Origin of the sequence: Salinibacter grassmerensis (genome assembly GCF_947077765.1) — a bacterium.
In the GTDB taxonomy this organism is placed as follows: Bacteria; Bacteroidota; Rhodothermia; order Rhodothermales; family Salinibacteraceae; genus Salinibacter; species Salinibacter grassmerensis.
The window spans coordinates 700581-722664 of record NZ_CAMTTF010000002.1 but is presented as its reverse complement, the minus strand read 5'-3'; the positions used below and the strand labels follow the sequence as shown (position 1 = coordinate 722664).

13 protein-coding genes are annotated in these 22084 nt (G+C 66.3%); 3 read left to right on the top strand and 10 right to left on the bottom strand.

The window, feature by feature from the left end; all coding sequences use genetic code 11:
• Positions 1 to 31 precede the first annotated feature (31 nt).
• Complete coding sequence (locus OJB03_RS07170; protein WP_263786218.1) at positions 32 to 1375, bottom strand: TolC family protein; 1344 nt, start codon at positions 1373 to 1375, stop codon at positions 32 to 34.
• A 306-nt stretch (positions 1376 to 1681) separates the two neighbouring features.
• Between OJB03_RS07170 and OJB03_RS07165 the strand changes: the two genes are divergently transcribed.
• Both OJB03_RS07165 and OJB03_RS07160 read left to right on the top strand, forming a co-directional pair.
• A complete protein-coding gene (locus OJB03_RS07165; protein ID WP_263786217.1) occupies positions 1682 to 2458 on the top strand; it encodes a response regulator transcription factor in 777 nt (258 codons plus the stop codon).
• A gap of 201 nt (positions 2459 to 2659) precedes the next feature.
• The gene (locus OJB03_RS07160; RefSeq protein WP_263786216.1) at positions 2660 to 4078 is read left to right on the top strand and encodes an ATP-binding protein; all 1419 of its coding nucleotides are present in this window, start codon (positions 2660 to 2662) and stop codon (positions 4076 to 4078) included.
• A gap of 206 nt (positions 4079 to 4284) precedes the next feature.
• Here OJB03_RS07160 and OJB03_RS07155 read toward each other — a convergent pair whose 3' ends face one another.
• The 8 genes from OJB03_RS07155 to OJB03_RS07120 all read right to left on the bottom strand — a co-directional run bounded on the left by OJB03_RS07155 (position 4285) and on the right by OJB03_RS07120 (position 14448).
• Positions 4285 to 4830: an inorganic diphosphatase gene (locus OJB03_RS07155; protein WP_263786215.1), complete on the bottom strand. Its 546-nt coding sequence runs from the start codon at positions 4828 to 4830 to the stop codon at positions 4285 to 4287.
• Positions 4831 to 4935: 105 nt separating this feature from the next.
• Complete coding sequence (locus OJB03_RS07150; protein ID WP_263786214.1) at positions 4936 to 5616, bottom strand: hypothetical protein; 681 nt, start codon at positions 5614 to 5616, stop codon at positions 4936 to 4938.
• A gap of 113 nt (positions 5617 to 5729) precedes the next feature.
• A complete protein-coding gene (gene egtD, locus OJB03_RS07145) occupies positions 5730 to 6716 on the bottom strand; it encodes an L-histidine N(alpha)-methyltransferase (protein ID WP_263786213.1) in 987 nt (328 codons plus the stop codon).
• A gap of 173 nt (positions 6717 to 6889) precedes the next feature.
• Positions 6890 to 7741 carry an SDR family oxidoreductase gene (locus OJB03_RS07140; RefSeq protein WP_263786212.1) on the bottom strand — a complete coding sequence of 284 codons (852 nt, stop codon included), beginning with the start codon at positions 7739 to 7741 and terminating at the stop codon, positions 6890 to 6892.
• A 136-nt stretch (positions 7742 to 7877) separates the two neighbouring features.
• Positions 7878 to 8219 carry a hypothetical protein gene (locus tag OJB03_RS07135; RefSeq protein ID WP_263786211.1) on the bottom strand — a complete coding sequence of 114 codons (342 nt, stop codon included), beginning with the start codon at positions 8217 to 8219 and terminating at the stop codon, positions 7878 to 7880.
• A gap of 186 nt (positions 8220 to 8405) precedes the next feature.
• Positions 8406 to 9518 carry an alpha/beta hydrolase gene (locus OJB03_RS07130; RefSeq protein WP_263786210.1) on the bottom strand — a complete coding sequence of 371 codons (1113 nt, stop codon included), beginning with the start codon at positions 9516 to 9518 and terminating at the stop codon, positions 8406 to 8408.
• Positions 9519 to 9562: 44 nt separating this feature from the next.
• On the bottom strand, positions 9563 to 13135 hold the full coding sequence (locus tag OJB03_RS07125; protein WP_263786209.1) for an AAA family ATPase: 3573 nt from the start codon (positions 13133 to 13135) through the stop codon (positions 9563 to 9565).
• Positions 13132 to 14448 carry a metallophosphoesterase family protein gene (locus tag OJB03_RS07120; protein ID WP_263786208.1) on the bottom strand — a complete coding sequence of 439 codons (1317 nt, stop codon included), beginning with the start codon at positions 14446 to 14448 and terminating at the stop codon, positions 13132 to 13134. Before OJB03_RS07120 ends, OJB03_RS07125 begins: the two co-directional genes overlap by 4 nt.
• Positions 14449 to 15411: 963 nt before the next feature.
• Between OJB03_RS07120 and OJB03_RS07115 the strand changes: the two genes are divergently transcribed.
• Positions 15412 to 19149 carry a PAS domain S-box protein gene (locus OJB03_RS07115; RefSeq protein WP_263786207.1) on the top strand — a complete coding sequence of 1246 codons (3738 nt, stop codon included), beginning with the start codon at positions 15412 to 15414 and terminating at the stop codon, positions 19147 to 19149.
• Between the two features lie 946 nt (positions 19150 to 20095).
• Here the strand turns inward: OJB03_RS07115 and OJB03_RS07110 are convergent.
• Complete coding sequence (locus OJB03_RS07110) at positions 20096 to 22051, bottom strand: PAS domain-containing sensor histidine kinase (RefSeq protein WP_263786206.1); 1956 nt, start codon at positions 22049 to 22051, stop codon at positions 20096 to 20098.
• Between the last annotated feature and the right edge of the window lie 33 nt (positions 22052 to 22084).

Below are 22084 nucleotides of genomic sequence, written 5' to 3'. Positions count from 1 at the left end.
GGTTGAAGAAGGACGTTGGGGAAAGAGCCAATTACGGCAGCGCGAGGGGCCGTCCCATCGCGCGAAGAAGCGTGAAGTAGCGGGCCCAGAGCGCTTTCCGAAGGTCGATGGTTTTCAGGCGGGCATCGCGGTAGGCACTCGCGGCGTCGAGGAGCTCGACGAGGGACATCTCGCCCTCGTCGTAGCTGGTTTGGGCGATGCGGAGCAGGTCGTCGCCCCCCGTCAGCAGATCTCCCCCGACGAGCTGAAATTGGCGACGGGCAGAGGCGTACGCGTCATGGGCCCGGCGCACCTCGGTTCGAATCTCACGGCGGGCAAGGGTCTTCTGGGTGCGGGCCGTTTCCAACCGGGCAGACTCGGCCTCGGCGGCGCCCCGGTTGCGATCAAAAAGGGGAAGGGGGACCCCGACGCCCAGGAATACGCCCTCGAAACCGTCGGACTGCCGTTTGTACCCGGCCGTCACGGACGGGTCCGGCCACACTTCCCGTCGGGCAGCCCGGCGGGCGGCCTTCTGGGCGTCAATCTCGGAGCGGCGGCGGCGCAATTCGGGGCGCTGCCGCTGTGCCGTGCGGAGGGCCTTCCGTTCAGACACAGGGGGCGGGACCGATGTGGGAAGCGACGCGGCCGCCACCGCAGGCGCACTGCTCGGAAGAATGAGGAGGGCGAGTTGTCGGTGTGCGCTTTCGACGTCGAGACGGGCCGCGGCCAGGCGCTGCTCGTACCGCGCCCGCTCGAGGCGGACCCGGCGCACGGCGTAGCCGGATGCGTCTCCCCCCATTTCCCGCTCGGCCATGCTGGAGTCAGCCCGCCGGAAGACACGCGTCACCTGCCGCAGCCGCCGGACGCGCGTCTCCGCGGTGGCGGCCTTCACGTACGCCTGCGTCACCTGCAGGGCCAGCCGAGCACTGTCCGTTGCGGCCCGGGCTCGAGCGGCCGCCGCCCGCTTCTGCGCGGCGGCGATCCGGGCGGAGCGGCCGCTCCACTCAAGCTGCTGGTTGAGATTAAGGTACGTTTCCGACTGGCGCGTGCCGTCTCGCCAGACGGGCTCGTACGTGGCCTGGAGGACCGGATTCGGGTAGGCCTTCGCCTGCCGGGCTGTGCCCCGAAGCACTCGCGCCTCAGACTGCGCCCGCCGCAGTGACAGGTTGTTTTTCTGGAAGAGACGCAGCGCCTCATACAGGCTGACGGTCCGGAGCGAGTCCGGCGGCGGTTCCGACACCACCTCTCTGACAGATGGTCCGCCGTCGAGCGTGCTCGCCACGCGCTTCACACGCGAGCCGGCGTCCGTCGGCTGCGACCACGCCGGCAGCACGGCAACAGCCCCCACGAGGAGCCCCAGGACGACTCCAGACAACGTGAAAACGGAGCGGCGCACGGGTGCAATGGCACTGTGATGGAGGAATCGCGGATCGATTGATCACGGGGCCTTCCCTCCGCGGTGGGCGGACGGCGTTCCTCGCCGTGTATCTCTAGACCGGAGCGCAGAGGACGACCCGACCTGAGCCTGCCTTCCGCGGACGAACAACACTCCGGAGCGTCCGCCTAGGCGCGGGGATCCGTTCAGCAAGTGGAGGAACTCAACCAAAGAGCCGCTGAATCTATTTGTAGCATACGCATCGGCGGCTGTTAGGAGATCGTCGCCAACCTGAAAAATCTCAAAGGCGTTCTGTCGACACGTTGTATGTCTTCCCCAAGCGGCTCTCCCTCCTCCAACCGGCTCCTGTTCGTCGAGGACGAGGCGGACGTGGCGGGTCCCATCAAGCGGGGCCTGGAAGAAGAAGGGTACCTTGTCGATTGGACGACGAACGGCGAGAGCGGCCTGACCGAGGCCCTTGCTGGCCCCTACGACGTGCTCATTGTCGACTGGCGGCTGCCCGGCATGGACGGGCGCACGCTCGTCGAACGGCTCCGACGCGAGGGCGACCCTACGCCGGTCCTTCTCCTCACCGCCCTTCAAGACATCGACCACCGTGTCGCCGGCCTGGATGCCGGCGCCGACGACTACTTGACGAAGCCCTTCTCCTTCGAGGAACTGCTGGCCCGCCTCCGTGCCCTCGCGCGCCGGGCCAAACAGGAAGAGACCTCGCCCACCACGCAGCAAACGCACCTGAAGGCCGGGGCGCTGACCATGGATACGGCCCGTCGCACCGTCCGCTACGGCGCAGAGCCCCTGGATCTACGGCCGAAGGCCTTTCGGTTGCTCGAGCTCCTGCTCCGGCAGAAGGAAACAGTGGTTACCCGATCGACGATCGCCGAGCGGGTCTGGGGGTCCCTTCACGACGTCACGGCCAACGCGATCGACGTGACGATCTCGAGCCTCCGGCGGGCACTCCAGGATGCAGACCTCACGGCCGAATCCCTCGCCCGCGTACACATCGAGACCGAACGAGGGGTCGGATATCGACTGGAGATAACGCCCTCCTCGGCCGAATCGCCCCCGGCTCGTAACTCCACGTAGTGGGCCCGCCCGGCTGTTTCAGTCCTCCCTGCTCGCCCCCGGCCTGGCAGCCGCCGTACGCATTCTCGGCCCTGCACGAATAAAGTGACCGATGAGCCCAGGCGAGCATCGCCCAATGACATGAAGAGTCCGCTCCAGCAGGGATCTACCTCGAGAACGTCCCCGAGTCCGTGACAAACCCAGCAGTCCCGACAGGCTTCTATGGTGATCCGCTCGCTTTTCTCTAGATTATCGATCTCCACGCGGCTCACCCTCTGGTTCGGCCTGAGCCTGCTGGTCCTGCTGGGCCTCGTCGTCGCGGTGCTGTACACGAGCGTGCACGTGGGCCTGCACCGGGACCTGGAGGCGCGGCTCCGCGAGGAGGCCGACGCAATCCGGACTCACCTCCAGGCCCACGGGGATCAGACGACACCCTTTCCGTCGCCGTCCAGGCACGAGCTCCAGGCAACCGGCGGGACGTACGTTCGATTGCTTGACCAGGACGGGGATGTGATTCGGACAAGTGCGTCGTTCCGGGCGCGCCCGTCCCTTCCCGCCTCGGTGCCGTCTACGTCTGCATCCACCCTGGAAACGCGCAGGTGGGGAGATGTCTCTGCGCGATCGCTGTACGTACCGCTTCGGGTGGGGGCGCCCGTCGCCTGGATGGAGGTGACCAAGCTCCAGTCCCCCATTCACCGCCAGCTGCACACCCTTCGGTGGCTCCTCGTTTTTGGAATCGGGGGCGGCGTGGCCGTTGCCATGCTTGCGGGATACGGCCTCGCCCGACGCGCCCTGCGGCCCGTGGCGTCAATGACGGCGGCCGCACGGGAGATGCAAGATCAGCCCACCGGTACGCTCCCCACAGATTTCGGCGTGCAGGATGAACTCAGCGACCTGGCCGAGACGCTGAACGGGCTCCTGCAACGGCTCCGTAGTGCTCTTCAGCGGGAGCGTCGGTTTCGGGCCGACGCTGCCCATAACATGTTCACCCCCCTCACCGCCATCCAGAGCGAGCTCGACGTCACCCTCCGCAGCCCACGCTCAAAGGACGAGTACCGGGCGGCACTGCGTACCGTTCAGCAGCACACCGAAACCCTCTCATCGCTGCTCGATGAACTGATGACGCTCTCTCGCATCGAGGCCCGGGACGGCCGCCCGTCTCCCTCCCCCCTCAATGTGACGGAGCACACTCGGGCCCGGGTCCACCGCGCTCGTTCCCAAGCGGACGCGCAGGACGTCGAACTTGAGTGGCACGGGAAGACCGATGTCGAAGCACCGGTGTCCTCGGAGGATCTTGACCTGATCCTCGACCATCTCCTCGATAACGCCCTGAAGTATACCCCAGCGGGAGGCGTCGTCTCGGTGTGTATCGACCAGGATGACGGCGAGGGCATTCTTCGAGTGTCCGATTCCGGGATCGGATTCGACGGCGAGGACGCCAGACGGCTCTTCGACCGGTTTTATCGGACAAGTGCGGCAGAGCACACCGCGGACGGCGGGGGACTGGGGCTTCCGATCGTGAACGCGATCGCGGAGCGCTACGGGGGGTCCGTATCGGCCCGTAGCCCTGGCCCCGAATCGGGAAGCGTCTTCGAGGTACGGCTTCCCCTCCACCCTCACAGCCTATCTGAGGACGCTTAGTGCCCCCTTGAGCACGCTAAACGAGGCGCGCCGGTCGTGTCGCCCCCACAGTGCAGGCCGATGCGGCCGTCGTTGAGGGGCCTCCTGAACAGCCCCCCCCTCCCCCCGACGCCACCGGGATCAGAAAGGACCAGCCCGCATCGTCTCACAGCCAGACGATGTTTACAGGGCCTTGCGCCCTGCAGACTCGCGCGAACGTTTGCGGATTACTCTTTCCGCTTCGGGGCGATCTCGTCCTCGTATCGTTTGAGCGCCCCGTCGATCACTCCTTTGGCCCGATCCGGCCCGAAGAAGTCTTTTACCTGCACGGTCTTGTCCTCCAGGGCCTTGTAGTCCTGAAAGAACCGGCGCAGCTCCCGCAGGCGATGGTCGGGAAGCTCCTTGATGTGCCAGTAGTCGTTGAAGGCCGGGTCGTCCAGGTGGATGCAGATGATCTTCGCGTCCTCCTCGTCGTCATCGAGCATGTTCATGAGCCCGATGGGACGGGCACGCAGGATGCTGAGCGGGTCGACGCTCTCCTGTGCCAGCACGAGCATGTCGAGCGGGTCTCCGTCGTCCGCGTAGGTGCGCGGGATGAAGCCGTAGTTGGCCGGATAGACGACCGAGGAGTGGAGCATCCGGTCCACCCGAAGCAGCCCGCTCTCTTTGTCCAGTTCGTACTTGACCTTGCAGCCCTGCGGGATTTCGATGATGCAACTGAACATGTCGGGGGCTTCTTCCCCCACAGAAATGTCGTGCCAGGGATGACTCATGGGCGATAGACGGGCAGTGGACGGAAGTGGATGGACAGGATTCCTGCGGAAGCGAATTGGGGGCACGCACAACCTCCCAGTTGTACGCCTGGATGGAGGTTCGTGCTAGGCCCCAGCGTCCGACGAGGCATCCGTTTGGGGGGAGGTTTTTAAGCGCTGGGACGGATCGAACGACCGCTCCGACCCGAGCCACACCGCAAGGACAGCACTCGTGATGTGCGTGGCCCCTGGGTCAAACGACAGGCCGTCGGTCTGCGTCTCGCCGAGCGCCTCCATGTCGCCGTCGATCTCGTCGAGCCGCTCGGACAGGGACTGCACGTCTCGGGCCAGCCGGGACGCCGCCTCAGTGGCATGATTCTCGAGGTGGAGCCGCCCTTCGCGGTGAAGGTTCACAAATCGACGCAGGACATCTCCGCCTTTGAGATGGACCCCGATCTCATCGGGGGCCCCGTCCGCCACACCGCCGTCGTCCGTGAGGGTCGCGGCGACGGGATCGAGTCCCCGGTCTTCGAGGGCTTCCACGAGTGCCGCACCGAAGTCGGGCCCCCGGTTAACAATCAGACTCGTACGGCCGATGTAGGGCTGGTCGGCCACGAGTCCCTGGAGGCGGTCGGCAAGGTCATCGGCCGACTCCACATCGGCGTGGTGACGGATGTGGTTGAGCCGATAGGCTGCCGGCTCGTCGGAGTCCTCTTTCGACTTCTCAAACAGCGCGTGGGTAACGTCCGGGGCGCCGTCCCCGTCGGCGGGGGTGACGTCGACGCCTAGAAAAAATGCGTGGGCCATGGCGGGCGGAGAGATGAGTGAACAGAAGTGCGGCAGACCGGGCCCATACGGATGAGCCGCACCGCCCACTCGTTCCGTTCCCGAAGGCAACGCCCCCCCGATGCCCCGTAAATTCACGCCGAGCCGGAGCGGGTGGTGCAGTACTGCACACTGAAGTACGAGCGGTCGTCCGTCCACACCGTCTCGACTTCGAACCCAGTCTCGGCCGCAAGGCTCGCAAAGCCGTCGAGCGTGTACTTGTGCGAGTCTTCAGTGTGGATGGTCTCACCCTCGTCGAACGTGAACGACTCGTCGGCCACGGTTACGGACTGCGCAGTTGTGCTTCGGAGGTGGCTCTCAACACAGCCGCGCTCCTCATTCCAGAGGACCTGGTGCTCGAAGGCATCCAGGTCGAAGGTGGCGTCCAGTTCCCGGTTCATGCGGCGGAGCAGATTCTTGCTGAAGGCCGCCGTCACCCCCTCGGCGTCGTCGTAGGCGGCCGTCATCACATCCACGTCCTTCTTCAGGTCCACGCCAATCAGCAGCCCGCCCTCGGGCCCGACCGTGTCGGCGATCTGTTCGAGAAATGCGCGGGCCTGATCCCGGGGAAAGTTTCCGATCGTGGAGCCCGGGTAGTAGCCCACGGTCCGACGCGCCGACCGCGGCGGCTCGGGAAGCTCGAAGGAGGTCGTGTAGTCCGCGCACACCGGCTGAATGGGGATTCCCGGGTAGTCTTCGGCGAGCGCCTCGGCACTTTCGAGGAGGTGGCTCTTCGAGATATCGACCGGTACGTACGCCGCTAGGTCCTCCCCCATCTGCTCCAGCAGGATGCGGGTCTTCAGGCTGCTACCGCTGCCGTACTCCACGAGGTGCGCCGCCGGCCCGATGGCCTCGGCCATGGCAGACACGTGGTCCCGCATGATCCCAATCTCCGTGCGGGTGGGATAGTACTCGTCGAGCTCGCAGATCTTATCGAAGAGCTTCGACCCTCGCTCGTCGTAGAGGAACTTGGCAGGAATGTGCTTCTGGTCTTTTCGGAGTCCGTGCAGGGTCGCCTTCCGGAATGACTCGGTGGCGGGCGCCTGGTCGAGGATGGGGTGGATGCTGGTTGAGGTAGGCATACACCTGGGGTGTCGGTGGCGAGAAGAAAAGATGACAGCCCGGCTCGAAAAGGCGTTCTGCCGGGATTTTGAGATCAGCTTTAAACAACAGGGCCCCCGCCTCGAAATCAACTTCGCACGGTTGTGCCCGAAGGCGTGGTGGAATCGTTACAGGCGGCACATTGGCCCCCGATCTACGCCTCCAGATCGGCCAAGGGGTCCGGGTGACGAAACTGATAGTCGCACCGATCCTTGACCTTCTGGTTGTCGACGCGCTTTCCGGTGGTGGAGTCCGACTCGTCGAAGGTCGGGGGCTCAAGGCCAAGCGCTTCTGCCGCACGGGTATAGATGACCTGGCGGGTCGGGTGGGCGTCCGCACAGGCGTTGAAGACCTCGCCCCGGACGTCCTGGTCGAGGAGGGTCGCGAGCAGGGCCACGCAGTCGTCCTGGTGGATCAGGTTTACCGGGGCCTCCGGCCGCCCGATACCGGACCGCCCTGCGAGAAAGCGCCCCGGGTGCCGATCGCCCCCGTAGAGCCCCCCGAACCGCACGATCGTGGTGGCGAACGCCGGGTCGTTCATCAGGCTCTCCTCGGCGGCCAGCACGGCGCGCCCCGTCGAACGCCGTCCCCCCGGCAGCGCGTCCGGCCGACCCGGCGGCTGATCCGCCTCCGTGACCGTCCGTTCTACGTTCGGGTACACCCCAGTCGAACTCGCAAAGAGGATCCACTCGACCGCCCCGTCGGCGGCCGCCTCGCGCACCGCATCGATCTGGCGACGATAGTACGCTTCCGCGTCGTCGGCCGTCCGGGACGGGGGGACGTTGAGAACAAGGATTGGGGACTCAAAAAACGCCGACGTGTCTTCACCGGTGAGGTCCGGGGTGAGGGTCAGGAGATACGGCTCAACGCCGTCGTCACGCAGGGCGTCGACTTTCTCGGAAGTGGTGGTCGAGCCGCGTACACGCACATCCTGGGCCACGAGGTGCTGGGCCAACGGCCGGCCGAGCCAGCCGCAGCCAAGAACACTAACGTCCGAGTCGATCATTCGGGGCAGGGTCTGATTCGTTCGAGTAGCGTCTCCTTCCAGTGTTTGTCATAATGGAAGGCCTCGGACGCCCATACAGAGAGGGCTGTTTCCTCGCCGGCCGCGCCTCGGTCCGTCTCGGACCGTGATCCGGCCCCTAACGGTCGTCAAAGGCGCGTTTCACAATATCCTTCTCGAAGACCCCGGATGTCCTTCGTTCATTCGCGTCCGTCCCGTCCGGTGGCGCCGGCGATTCCTCTCGGGCCGCGGGGGGCTCCCTCCCGTCTTCGGCCTCTCCGATCAATTCGTCCAGGACGTTCTGCACCACCGGGCAAAACCGGCCGAGCGCGTCGAAAAAGGAAAGGAGGAGCGTGGTTTCGGTCTCTTTCTGGCAATCGAGGGCGGCATGCTGCCCATCGGCCCGGGCCTGAAGGATCGAGAGTCGGTCGGCGAGGTCCATGCGAGCAGGGGCACCCGGAACGTGAACGGCAAGGGCCATCCTTATTTTTCAAATACGCTACCAACGACACTCTTCTCTGGCCCCTAGAGACACAATCGGAACGTTCTCCCGACCGTCAAGGGCGGCCTGCAGTGCGAACGGCACCCTGAGATGCGCGCCCGGACTCTTCGGGGACGCCCCCCAAAGACACACCCATTCAGAACTCCCGACGATCGACTGGACGGGCTACTCCGAAAAGGCGAGCCGATCCGAGAAAAACGGAAGGGCGTGGTTCTCCACCCGCGCGTCGATCCGGCTGACGTGCGTCCCCGGATCGTAAATCTCGACGGTGTGGTCGACGCCGTACTCCGCGAGTCCCTCCGCAAACGCCTGGGTATTTGAGGCGATGGGCTGATCCTGTGCGCCCGCATCTAGGCCGATGGCCGTGAGCCGCCGCAGCTCCGGGACGTGCTGGTGCATCAGCGCGAGGGGCGCGTTGGCGGCCCACTCGGCCACCACATCCGGCCGCAGGGCTCCGTCCTCCCTCGGCAGGTCGAGGTAGAGGGGCGGGTCTTTGGGGTCCGGCGACCAGGCCGCCGCCCATGCCAGGACAATCTTCGTCAGGAAGTCGGCCTCCGGCACCTGATCGGGGTGCGTGATGGCCCGGGCCTTGGCCACGACGGCACTGTCCGGCTCCAGGCGCGCCTGCAGGCAACACGGGCTCATGGCGTATAGGCTCGAAAACACGTCCGGCCGCTTCATCCCGATCCGGAGGGTCCCGTACCCGCCCATCGAGTGGCCGGCCAGTCCCCGGCTGTCTCGGTCCGGGAGGGTTCGATAGTTCTGGTCCACGTAGTCGACGAGCTCCTCCGCGACGAACGTCTCCCAATCCCCCGTCGTGGCGGAGCTGGAGTACATGCTGCCCTCGTAGGCCGTAAAGGCGTTGGGCACGACCAGAATCATTTCGCGCGCCGTGCCGGCCTGCATGCCCCGCTCCAGCGCCGCGGGCACGTTTACAAAGTGCTCCTCCCACCCAAACCAGCCCCGGTCGGAATTCGTGAAGCCGTGGAGCACGTACACCACCGGGTATTGTCGCTCCGGCGACGTATCGTAGCTCGGCGGCAGGTACACCGACACCGGGCGATCGGGGCTGTCCCCCACCAGATTGCCCTCAAGGCTCGCCCCGTGCACCGTTACGCGTTCGAGGGTGCCGTCCAGGGGGGTGACCGGCTGCGGGGCGTCCTGCGCAATGCTCGCCGCAGGCAGGACGGCCGCGGCCAGAACGCCCAGCATGAGCAAGCCTCTGCGAAACGCCGTCGTTCCACGGAGCAAAGAGACAGAGAACGTCGAGTCATTCATCGAGATACGTGTACATTTAGCGTGAGAGAATGCAGGGGACGTCGTCAGTTCGACCCGCCTTTCGTTTCCGTAGGCGGCCCATCCTCGAGGGTCGGCGCACGATCACAGATTCGACGGAGCACGGCCTCGACCTCGTCCCGCTGGATGCGACCGGCCTCCAGGTCTTCGCTCACCGCCTCCAGGGCCCGGCGCCACCATGCTTCCGGGGGCAGCTGCGTCTCCGACGTCAGGTGGCCCTCCGCCCGGAAATAGGCCTCCAGCTCGTCCACCTTGCCGGAGCGAAAGCGCTTGACCGCACCATTTCTCAACCCGTCGAGAATACGTGCGGCCTCCCCGCCGACGCGCTCCGCCAGCACGGTGACCTCGTCGATGAAGGTGTCGGACACCGCGTCCGTCGCCTCCAGGGCGGGCCGCCCCACGGGGGTCCCGCGTCCCACGCGCCACGCGGCGGCCCAGTGCTCTACCGCGCAGGCCAGCGCCTCTAGACGCCGGTAGTGTGCCGGATCCAGATCGATGAGCGAAAGGGCGTCCCGCTCGGCGAGGCCGGCGAGCTGTCCCCACCGCCGATAGGAGGCGTCCACAGCACGGCACAGCAGATCCACATCGTCGGTCAGGTGCCACAGGTGCAGCTCCGCAACGTCATTCCGGGGGGGCCAGGCCGGGACGTCGAGGTGACGCTCAAGGGCCTCGTGGCTGCGCTCGTCGGGGGGCGGGAGCGCCGACGACGTGGACCGGCCCGGCCGGAGGGCACCGTCCCCACTCACGTCCCTAACCGCAGCGCCGCCCCCGTCGGCCCCGGACAGCGTGTGGATCGAAAGTGCCGTCTTGGTTTCGTCGAGCTGCCGTCGCCACTTTGCGACCTCGTCGGACTGTGCCGTCAGGTAGAACACCTGCCGCCCCTCGGCGGCGATCGTGTGGACGGCCTCGATAATGGCGGCGGCCTTCCCGTCGTCGCTGTTGGCCAGGGCCTCGTCGAGCACCAGGGGCGGCCGGATGCCCTGCTCTTGGGTCTCGACGAAGGCCATCCGGACGGCGAGCAGAAGCTGGACCTTGGTGCCCCCCGACAGTTCCTGGAGCGCAAGCCCACGCCCGGCGTCCGTCACCACGCGGAACGTGCTCTGCGCCCGGTCCAGGTCCAGGCGGTAGCGGTCGCTCGTGATTTGCCGGAAGAGCTCGTCGGCGCGGGAAAAGACGGCCGGCAGGTCCTGATTTCGGGTGCGTTCGTGGACGACGTCCGCCAGGGCCTGCCCGACGACCCGCCGCAGATCCCGACGGCCCCGACGCCGCAGCACCTGGCGGGCCGACTGGTGCTCCGCGAGCGCCTCTTCAAGGTCATGGTCCGTCTTCGCATCCTCGACCTGCTGTTGAATACGGCTGATCTGGTCGGAGAGGTCGTCAACCTGCTCGGCCTGCCGGTCCGCCTCGTCCTTCCGCCGCTCCAGCTCATCGGCCGTCGCCCCGAGCATTGATTCCTCGAAGCCCTCTAGTTCGTGGAGGCGCTCACGCTCGAGCTCAACGGACCGCTCGGCCCGGCTCAGGGCCTCGTCGGCGGCCTCGTACTCGTCGAACTGAGCGCACCACTCCCCAACCGTCTCGTCGCTCCCCTCGTCCAGCCCGAGCCGATCAAACAGCGTCTCGATCTCGTCGTCGATCCGTTCAACCTGTGCCGTCGCCTGGTCGAGGCGTTGCTGCGCGTTTTCTCGGTCGGTATGGGCCGCCTCGAGGGCCCGTTGGTCCTCTCGAAGTTGCTCCAGGGCCGCCTGGCCGTCGCTGATGTCCGCCACGTCTTCGTCCTCGTACGGCTCAACGACCGCTTGCACCTTGTCCCGCCACGTCTCTGCCTGGCGCTCGGCCTCCCGAATCTTCTCCTCCGCCCCCGTGACCTTCGTCCACGCCTCCTGCCAGGCCCCCAGCCGCTGAACGAACCAAAGAAGCGAATGAGCCTCGAGGCCGGGGTCTACGTGGAGCCGATCCACGAGCTCGGCCTCGCGGTCTTCCAACTCCGCCTGTTTATCCTCAATGGTACTCGCCTCGTCGGCGTGGCGCATCCACTCCTGCGCCTTTGCCGCCTCCAGCCGCGCGTCCGTCCAGTCTTGAAGGAGCGAGTCGAGGTGGGCGTGAACCGCATCAACCGACCAGCTTGGGGGCGTGGGCAGGTCGAGCCGCTCGAAGCGTTGCTCCAGATCCGGCCGGCGGGTCTCCGGCGCAGGGCCGGCCGAGCGGGTGGCGAGGTACGCAGAGACGGCCACGACGACGCCCGCCCCGGCCACGATCCAGCCCAGGAGCGCCCCACCAAGTCCGAGCACGGCGCCCAGCGCAACCACGGCGATGGCCCCTGCAAGGACCACATAGCGCAGAATCCACCCTCGTCCCGCCTCAGCGGGAGCCGATGCCGGCTCTCGCAGCCACTCCGCAAGCTGCTCAACGCCACGGCGAATCTGCTCCGGGTTGGTCTCGGGGTCGGCTTCCCCAAACTGCCGCTCCAGGGCGCCGAGCGCCTCCTCGCGCCCCCGCACCTCCAGGCGGGCCTCGGCCAGCGACTGGACCGCGTCGACCTCCGGCCCGTCGACCTGGGCGGCCGCCTCTTTGTCGTCCCCCGACAGGCGTTCCCACTCCGCCGCCTCCGTCTCTGCCGCCCGGGCTCGTTCGCGCTTCGCCTGCTCGACGGTCGTCCGCGCCTCGTCCCATTCCTGCAGGGCCGTCCGGAGCGTGTCGAGGGCGTCGTCCGGGAGTCCCTCCGCCGGCAGCCGGCTTTCGGCAATGCGCGTCTCCGCCTCCGCCCGCTGCTCGGTGGCGTTCGTCTGTTTCTCGACTGCGTCCGCCCGGTCGGCCCGGAGGCGTTCGAGGCGCTCGGCCTCGTCTCCTTGAAGGGCCTGCATGCCCTCCGGAAACGCGTTGAATGCCCGTTCGGCCTCCCGGCGCTCCTGCTCCGCCTGCACCACCGCCAGGGCCTGCGCGAGGGCCTCTCGTCGCCGGGCCGCCGCCCGGGCCTCGTCCCGCTCGCGACGGAGGCGCCGCAACGACCGCTCTTTGCGCTCCAGGTCCCGGTGCAGCGACCGGGCCTCCTCCACACGCCCCCGTGCCTCTTCGACCGCGCGCGTCTCCTTCAGCGCTCCCTTCGCGTACTCGCCAAAGCCAAGCGTCCCGGCGGCGCCCGGCACGTCGTACCCGCCCTGGGCCTCCTGCAGGATGGCGTCGGCCAGGGCCCGCTCCGAGTCCTCGGTCGCGGCGAGCAGATCGTGCAGGGACACGTGGTAGCGATCCCGGTGACTGGGCGGCGGCATCGACGGCGGGCTCGCCGGGGCACCCCCCTTCTGGTACTGCACACGGCTTCCCTCCACGTCGCCCCGCCACAGCTCGCCGTTCAGGCGAAACGTCCCCTCGAGGAGGGGCCGCCCCCACCCGTCGTGGGCCTCCGGCCACAGGAGCACCGCCATGGCCCGTGCGAGGGTGGTCTTGCCGGAGCCGTTCGGCCCCGCGATGACATTGACGCCCGAGTCGAGTCCCTCCAGGTCGAGCCCGAACGGCCGGCCGTACATCCGTTGCACAGCGAGGCGGCGGACGTGGAGTGCAGCGTCGACCGTCGCGGTTGGCGTATCGGGGGGGACATCCGTCATTCGTGGGGCACAGCGTCGGTCTGAGAGCGCAGTTCGTCGAGGAGCAGGAGTCCCTGACGCTGGACCATGTCGGCGAGCGTCTCCTGATCCGGCGACAGGGCGTCCGCGTCGGGGAGCGGGTCGTAGGCAGGCGAGTTCTGGACCGCCGAGCACGCCTCCTTGATCGCGGCCCAGGCGTCCTGGGCGTGCTCGTCCTCCTCCCCGTCCCGCACCGCCAGAAGAAGCTGGGCGAGCACGGCCGGCGGATCGGTGCCCTCCGCAATGCGCTCCAGGTCGAGGGCCGGGCGCGTTCGGGCGGTGGCCGCCTCCACGACAGCGGTCGACTCCGCAACCGGCACCTCGAGCTTGCCCGGCCACGTCTCCGCCAGGTCGCACACCGCACGGTGGGCGGACGTGCGGCCCGTGAGCGTGAGGCGACAGACGAGCCGCTGCGGCGTGGGGCCTTCCTCGCAGGCCGTTCGGAGTCGGTCGCGCATCGCGTCCGTCACCGCGGCCTCGACGGCCCCTTCCTCTTTTATCGCGTCCACACTCACGTTGAGGTGCTCGTAGCGGAGGGTGGCGCGGGGCAGTTGTGTCGCCTGTGTCGCCGTACCGTCCCCGTCCGGGGCTACCTCTACACGCCAGGGACCGTGGGGGCCCGTCTCTGACGGGTCCAGCGGCTGGAGCGAGCCGGGGTACAGCACGGGGGGCGATCGGTCGTCTCGCAGCGAGGGCGCATGGATGTGGCCCAGGAGCCACGCCGATACGGGGCACTGGCGCAGGGCGTCGAGCGACACTGGGGCGTAGACGCTCTCGGGGGCATTCAGGTCGGCGTGCAACACCCCCACCGTCGGGCCGTCGTCGCGGAGGTGCTCCTCCGGAAACGACTCGACCGGGGAGTCCTGTGCGTGTGCCTTCCGGAACGACCACCCCACAAATTGGACAGGCGAACGCCCCTCCGGCGTCACAGTGGTGGTGCTCCACTCTCCGCCACGCCCCAGAAGGTGGAAGTGCTCCGCCTCAACCATCTCGGCCAGGCGGGGAAGCGCATCGAAGTCGTGATTCCCGGCCACCGCCACGACCGGAATTCCAGCCTCTTCGAGCCGGCGGAGGCCCCGCTGGATCGGGCCCAGTGCCTCGTACCGCTTGTTCTGCTCGTCAACGACGTCCCCCGTCAGCACCACCACGTCCACCGCCTGCTGTACGGCGTACGACACCGTGTCCTCCCACACGTGATCGACCGCCCACGTCCGGTCGCGCGACTGGGTGCGGGACGGGTAGCGCCCGAGATGAAGATCCCCAGTACACAAAATCCGACACGGTGCGTCGGCCACGCGGACGTACAGAATTGTGAAAACGAGAACGGCACGCTTGTCCCGCGAATTTATTCGGGACAATGATCAGAGCATTGCCAACGTAAGAAAGCCTGCGTCCTTCTCCAACCCATCATTCGCATCGTAACGGTCGTCGTCCCCAGAACGACTGGGCTGTGTGTTGGTGGCGACCTGAGTGTATCCACGACGAAAGCAGATCCAAAACGGTTTTTAGATCTTGCCCACGTAGCTGTGGGCGCCCCGCGTCGGGAGTCCCTTCCAGAGACCAATCCGGCGTGGGGCTTTTGTATATCGACTGTGCGTCGGGCGACTGACTCGCGACGCTCAGTGGGAGTCCGCCCCAGAGGGACTTCGACGGGCTCTCTCTCGTGCATCTGTGCACGCCCCCGCCCGGCGCTGAAGCGAATTCTTTCCAGTTGCTGAGATTGTCTGGAATGTCTCCTCAGATCGTTGCCGTCAGGCGACGAGGCGCATGTCTATGAGACTGTAGAATACAAGACTGTAGGACCTGGGAGAAGTCCTGGACGTGCCCCCTCAACCTGACCTGAAGGGCAGGCCGGTCTTCACCCGAAGCCACGGATTCAACTCTGTCGGGGAGGACCTTGAATTCCTTTTCCCTTTCACACAGCGCACGACCACGACGATCGCAGGCCGCCCTGGCGTGCGCCACAGGTGTCATTTTCGCCTCTGAGCCCGGTGCCTCGTGGGTTTCGCCCCTCTCGGACGCCGCGATCCCGTTGGTCCGGCACTACTCTTGTAACCATTCGCATACACTCGCTGCGATGGGTCGGCCTCGCTCTAACATTCAGTGGTAAGGCTTTTTGAAGACCCTTGCAACTCTTATGCTTATCAATATCAACTTAGTGCTGCACTTACTCCTGCTTTTTTCTCCCCCTCCATCTGCCTGCCGTGGGCGTAGCGGACTGGACGCCCCATTGAATCCATAACACTATTCTGCGCACGATGGACGATGTCGACCCTGGCTCCCTCTCAGACCCCGACCGGCTCGCCGCCCTGGGTCGCTACGACGTCTCCGGTAGCCCCACCGAAGAGGCATTCAGTCGCGTTGCCAATCTAGCGGCGCGCCTCCTTGACGCGTCCATGGCCGGTGTCCATTTCGTCGACGACCACTCCCGATGGGCCGAGGCACAGGTGGGCCACGATGCTCAGCAGGTGGACCTTGACGTGTCGCTCTCCGCCCGGAAGCTCGGCACCGAGGAGCTCTTCGTCGTTGAGGACGCAACCGACAAGCCGCGCTTTCAAGACCACCCGCTCGTGGCTGGCGAGCCAACCGTTCGCTTCTACGCCGGCGCCGCCATCACAACGCCTGAGGGCCATGCGCTCGGGCGGCTTTGCGTGCTCGACTCGACGCCGCGACCCGAGGGCCTCTCCGAGGACGATCGTCAAACGCTCCGCGAGCTGGCCGACATCGTCATGGATGAACTGGAGCACCGCGCGCAGCCTCGCCACCGTGAAGAGATCCTCGAAAGCATTACCGACGCATTCTACGCGCTGGACGAGGAGTGGCGGTTTACCTATGTCAACCAGCAGGCCGAGGCACTTCTCAAGTGTTCTCGGGAGGAGATACTGGGCGAAACGATCTGGGAGGCGTTCCCCGAGACGAAGGAGCTTCCAAACTACGAGGAATACCACCGCGCCGTAGAAACGGGCGAGCCCGTCCACTTCGAGGCGTATTCTCCGCCGTTTGAGGTCTGGTTCAGCGTCAATGCCTATCCGTTCGACGGCGGCCTGTCGGTTTACTTCAACGACATTACGGCGCGCAAGGAGCGGGAGCAGGCACTTCAGGAGCGCGAAGAGTACCTGTCGGTCACGCTCTCTTCCATCGGCGACGCCGTCATCGCTACCGACCGCGACGGCCACATCACCGAGATGAACGCCGTCGCCGAGCGCCTCACCGGGTGGTCCCACACGGAGGTCGAAGGGCGCCCTCTGGAGGAGATCTTCCACATTCACAATACCAAGACGGACGAACCAGTGGAGAGCCCAGTCCACAAGGTACTGCGCGAGGGCCGGACGGTGGGGCTCGCCAACCACACGGTCCTCACCGCCCGCGACGGCACCGAGCACCAGATTGCCGACAGCGCAGCCCCCATCCGTACCGACAACGGCGACCTGCTGGGGGTGGTCATGGTCTTCCGCGACGTGACCGACGCGTACGAGCGGCGGGAGGCAATCAAGGAGCAACGCGAGCGCCTGGAGATGGCCCTGATTGGCGGGGGCGCCGGCATGTGGGACTTGAACATGCAGACGGGCGACACGGTCTACGACGAGCGCTGGGCGGCCATTCTCGGCTACACACTCGACGAGGTTGAATCTGACAGGTCGTTCTTCGAGCGCCACACCCATCCTGACGACCTCAAGCGTGTCCACGACGACATCGAACGCCACGCCCGCGGCGAGATCCCCTATCTCGACCAGGAGATTCGGATGCGTCACAAGGACGGCTCGTGGCGGTGGGTGCTCGACCGGGGCCGGATCGTAGAGCGGGCCGAGGACGGAACGCCGCTCCGCATGGTGGGCACGCACGTGGACATCACCGAGCGCAAGGAGCGCGAGCAGGAACTCCGGACGGTCCGTCGCCGCCTTGAGCAGTTTGCGGAAAACGTGCAGGACGCGCTTTTCCTGGTGCCCACGGACTACTCGGAAATCGAGTACATAAACCCGACCGCTGAGCGGATCTACGGCGTCTCGGCCGAGAAGCTCCGCGAGGAGCCCACGGCCTGGCTCACGCACATCCATCCCGACGACAAAGAGGAACTGCTGGCCGACGCGGAACGCCAACAGGAGGAGGCGATCGACTGGCCGGTCCAGCAGGAATTCCGCGTCCAGCATCCGGAGCGCGGACGCCTCTGGGTCGAGTCACGACTCGACATTATCGAGGAAGACGGCTCTCCGTCCCGGATCGCCGGCGTGGCGACAGACATCACCGAGCGCAAGGAAGCCGAGCAGCAACTCCGCCTCCAGTTGGACACGCTCCGGCAGGTGGCCACGGGCACCCCCCTCGAAACTATCCTGCGGGATCTCATCACGGCCATCGAAGCACAGTGTCCCGGCATGATCGGGTCGGTCCTGTTCTGTGATCGCGCCCAGGGACGCATCCGGCACGGCGTGGCGCCCCACCTGCCCGACGCGTACAACGAAGCCATTGACGGCGTGGGAATCGGCCCGGCCGCCGGATCCTGTGGAACGGCCATGCACGAAGGCGCCCCCGTGATCGCCGAGGACATCGCGAGCGACCCGCGCTGGGCCGACTACCGGGACCTCGCCCTGTCGCACGGGCTCCGTGCCTGCTGGTCGGTTCCCATCTTTGACTCGGGCGACGACGTTCTGGGGACGTTTGCGCTCTACCACGAGGGGCCCACCGCCCCCACCGAAAGGGAGCGGACGCTCATCGATCAGGCCCGGTCCCTGGCCGGCATCGCCATTGAGCGCCACCGCACCGCCGAAGCGCTGCGCGGCCGCGAGCAGCGCGTAGAGGCGCTTTACGACGCCATGAGCACCCTTGCACAGTCCGAGACCCCCAACGAACTGGCCGAGGTGCTCCTCAATTTGGTCACTGATACGCTGGGCTATCCCATCTGCGCGGTCCGCTACGCCGAGGATGGCCGCCTCGTCCCGGCGGTCGCCTCATCCGCCTACCAGGAGGTCTTGGGATCGCGTGAGCCCTACGCCGTTGACGGCCCGCGGGCGGTCGCCAAGGCCTTTCGGGCCGGCACCACGTTGCACTACGACGATGCCGCGGAGGGCGGCCTGGTCGATGCGTCCGACCGAGTGCAGAGCGTCGCGTACGTGCCGCTCGGCCCGTACGGCACCCTGTCCCTCGGCATGACCGAGGCCGACGCCATTTCCCCCTTCGACGTGCGCCTGCTCGACCTCCTGGCCCAGAACGCCGAAAGTGTGCTCCGCCGCGTCGAACACGAGCAGGAGCTGGTGGACGCCAAGGAGACGGCCGAGAACATGAACCGTCTCAAGTCCGCCTTTCTCGCCAACATAAGCCACGAGATCCGTACGCCCTTGACGTCAATCCTGGGCTTTGCGGAGGCGATCGGCGAGGAGGTAGAGGGCGCCCGTCAGGTGGCGGAGGTCGACCTTACGTCGCTTGCGAAGTTCTCGTCGCTGATCGAACAGAGCGGGCAGCGACTGATGGACACCCTCACCGGCGTCCTGAACCTCTCGAAACTACAGGCCGGGGAGATGGACCTTCGCCTTGAACCAGTCAACCTGGTCGCCGAGGCCCAAGCGGCCGCCGACGAGTTCGTGACGCGGGTCCGAGATGCCGGTGTCGACCTGACGACGCAAGGCGCCGAGGATGCCGTCTGGGCCCGCGCCGACCAGGGGGGGCTGCAGATTGTGCTCCGCAACCTGCTGTCCAACGCGATCAAGTACACAGAAGAGGGCGGACAGGTGTGGGTCCGGGTCCGAACCGACGCGGAGCAGGCGCCCGTGCTGGAGGTGGAGGACACCGGAATCGGGATGGACCCGCAAACGGCCGACATGCTTTTTGAGGCGTTCAAGCAGGCCTCCGAAGGAATCGGACGAGCATACGAAGGCACCGGGCTGGGCCTGACCGTGACCAAAGAGGTCCTGGACCAGATGGGCGGCTCCATTGAGGTGGAGACCGAGGAGGACGAAGGAAGCCGATTTACGGTGCGGTTCCCACGGGCCGAGGAAGAGAAATAGGGGCAAATCTGGGCCCACGGCCGAAGAATCGCCTCCTCGTCTTGTTGTCCCGAGAGCCGTCTCTTCGAAGCAAAGCACGGACGACATCTCCGCCTACGGGCACTCGGGGAGGGTTCCGTAGGGGCCCGAGATGAATCCGGGTGGGACGCGACCGTCAGGAAGCCCCGAGAAGTGTCGGCCTTTGGGCCCCTGTCGCCGTTGGAGGCGATCAATTTGTACCGCTTGGGGTCTCGTTTCGGCGGTTGGATGTTTGCCCCGAATCCACGATCTGCCCAAACCAGGCTGGGGCATCCCCTTGAGACGGGCGCCGCCAGGGGCTGCTCGGCTGACCCACCGCTTCGGGCGTGCACCCGTTCGCGCACAGCGGCGTAGTCAGAGAGAAGGTGTCGGGAAACCCGGCGAGGCCGACCGTACAGCCGAGGAAGATCAACGCAATGGCGACCCTGGCAGTCGCTCTGCCGAAGAAAAGTTCGCGCGAATCGATTGTGGTCCCCTCCTCCTCGGCACTCGGCAGTGAATCTCTTGCCACGAGAACCGACCTCCAGCAGCCCAACCGGCTGTCGGGGCACCTGACGCCACGGAATCCTGACTCCGGACCGCAGGCGCCGAATCGTCGTCGCTCCTCGTCGTAGTACCTGAGCCACTGGGCGGAGGCGTTCCGCAGTGCTGGCAAGAATGAGACTTCCGCGATTTGTGAGCCACCCGGGGCCGATCGCCCGTCTCCGGAGCGATGGCCGCCCAAACCCCATCACGTGGACGTGTGGGACAGGAAATGCGGATTGGAAGGCAGCGACGAGACCAGCGGGGTGCGACCGCAGTTGGCCTCAGTGCAGGTTCGGAGACCCAGCACGTTGGAAATACCGACGTGCCCCTTGGCAATGAGTCTCAGGGGCAAGCATCTCTTCCGGCTGACATCAGGAACGGACCTGCTCGGAATCGCCCCCCGTTATCTGTCTGTCTCGCCCTCGTGAATCTCGAAGCGCGCCCCGCCGTCGCGCCCCTCCGTCAGTCCAAGAGACCATCCGTGAGCGTCCACGATGGTCTTCACGATGCTCAGGCCGAGTCCCGTGCCTTCCTCAGCCGACGAGTAGCCGGCCTTGAGTACATCCTCTTGCCGTTCGGAGGGGATCCCCGGGCCGTTGTCTTCCACGAAAAAGCCGTCGTCGAGCGCACCCACTCGGAGGGTCACGTCGTCGCCTCCGTGCTCGATGGCGTTGCGGAACAGATTTTCCAGAAGTCGCTGGAGGCGGCTCTCGTCGGCGTACACGCAGGAAGGAGGATCCTCCACCACGAGCTGGGCCTCCGGCACGTCGACGCGCTCCCAGCACGACGCAATTAGGGAAGCGAGGTCACAGTCGCCCAGGTCCGCGTCGCTGAGCTTTTGCCCTCCCCAGGTAATCGCCAGCAGGTCTTCGATGATTTCGTCCATCCGGCCCAGGGCACGGCCAATGGCCGGCAGGTGGCTCAGGTCCTCCGTGTCTGCAGCGAGCTCGAGGCGGCCCTTCGCCACGTTGAGCGGGTTTCGGAGGTCGTGGGCCACGAGGCCCGCGAAGTTGTCGAGCCGTTCGTTCTGGCGCTCAAGCTGCTCCGTGGCGCGGCGCTGCTCAAGTTCATAGCTGGCCCAGCGGGTCATCAGCTCGACGAACGTCCGCTCCCGTCCCGTGAACTCGGCATCGCGGATGGCCGAGTCCGCGAAGCACAGCGTGCCGTAGAGGCCCCCATCGACCAGGATTTGCGAGCCGATGTAGGTCCTTATCCCGGTTCTCTCGTGGGGTGGATCACCTGCCCAGTCCATGGCGGCCGCATCCCGAATGGCGAGCAGGCTCTCCTTCTTCACGGTCTTTCGGCAGTACGAGTCGGAGAGAGGACACGACTCGCCCGGTTGGAGCGCCGGGTGGTCGCCTGTCGCCTGGAGGATGCGCTGCGTGCCATCTGTGATACGGGTCAAAATTCCGTATGGGACGTCCAGGTATTCGCACCCGAGCTCGATGATCCGGTCCATCTTGTTCTCGAAGGAGGATTCCTGGTCGGCGGTGATGCGGTACATCGACCGCAGGGCCTCCTGCTCGGCACGGAGCGTCTGCTCCCGTTCCTTCTGCTCGGTGATGTCGGTGTAGATCGCGTACCCTTTCGGTGTCTCACTGTCGGAAAAGAGCACCGAGTTGAGCCGGAAGTGCTGGGGGCCCTCGTCCGCCTCACGGACGACTTCGGCTTCTACTGGCCCCTTCTCGACGGCCTGCCGCGTCAGGGCCTCGGCCTCAGAGAGGTGCTCGTCGGGAACAAGAAGGGCGTCGAGGTCGCAGTCAATGATTTCGCTGCGCGATACGCCGAAGGCCTTCTCGAACGCCACGTTAACACCGTGTGCGATGGCGGTTCCGTCCTGTACCTCGTAGTGCGCTACCGGAGTCGGCAGGCCCATGTACAACGCCGTCAACTGGTCGCGCTCGAGGCGGATCGTTTCGTCGTGGGCCCCGGCGGCCGGGTCCATCCGCGCGACGCCAACCACACAGCGCGGCGGGCCCGCATCATTGGAAAATGGACGAGCGGTGAGGGTGCACGGGCGGGGCGGGCCGTCTCGGGTGTGGAGTGCCACCTCCGTCGTCGTGGCCTCACATTTCGTCCGTGCGGCGTCGACGGTCTGCCCGACGCTCGCGGCGCCCTCCTCTCCAAACAGCGCAGTCAAGCTCTTTCCGCGGAGAACCTGGGCCGAATGCCCGGTGACCTGCTGAAGGGGGTCATTGCTCCACGCAAGCGTGTTCTGAGGGCCAAACACAAAAATCGGGTCGGGCATGGCCGCGAGTACCGTGTCCGCGAAGCCGGGGTGCTCGGAAAGAGCCGGTGGAGAATCCGGACCCGCACGGTCCTCGGGCGGACGACTTCCGTGAGTTTCACTGGTGGACATTGCGGTGGGGAGCTGGAGAGAAAAGCGGAGGCA

Coding starts and splice junctions, on each gene's coding strand:
- OJB03_RS07140 (WP_263786212.1), bottom strand. CDS start 7,741: ATGATCGACTCGGACGTTAGTGTTCTTGGCTGCGGCTGGCTCGGCCGG.
- OJB03_RS07135 (WP_263786211.1), bottom strand. CDS start 8,219: ATGGCCCTTGCCGTTCACGTTCCGGGTGCCCCTGCTCGCATGGACCTC.
- OJB03_RS07130 (WP_263786210.1), bottom strand. CDS start 9,518: ATGAATGACTCGACGTTCTCTGTCTCTTTGCTCCGTGGAACGACGGCG.
- OJB03_RS07155 (WP_263786215.1), bottom strand. CDS start 4,830: ATGAGTCATCCCTGGCACGACATTTCTGTGGGGGAAGAAGCCCCCGAC.
- egtD (WP_263786213.1), bottom strand. CDS start 6,716: ATGCCTACCTCAACCAGCATCCACCCCATCCTCGACCAGGCGCCCGCC.
- OJB03_RS07110 (WP_263786206.1), bottom strand. CDS start 22,051: ATGTCCACCAGTGAAACTCACGGAAGTCGTCCGCCCGAGGACCGTGCG.
- OJB03_RS07165 (WP_263786217.1), top strand. CDS start 1,682: ATGTCTTCCCCAAGCGGCTCTCCCTCCTCCAACCGGCTCCTGTTCGTC.
- OJB03_RS07125 (WP_263786209.1), bottom strand. CDS start 13,135: ATGACGGATGTCCCCCCCGATACGCCAACCGCGACGGTCGACGCTGCA.
- OJB03_RS07160 (WP_263786216.1), top strand. CDS start 2,660: ATGGTGATCCGCTCGCTTTTCTCTAGATTATCGATCTCCACGCGGCTC.
- OJB03_RS07150 (WP_263786214.1), bottom strand. CDS start 5,616: ATGGCCCACGCATTTTTTCTAGGCGTCGACGTCACCCCCGCCGACGGG.
- OJB03_RS07115 (WP_263786207.1), top strand. CDS start 15,412: ATGGACGATGTCGACCCTGGCTCCCTCTCAGACCCCGACCGGCTCGCC.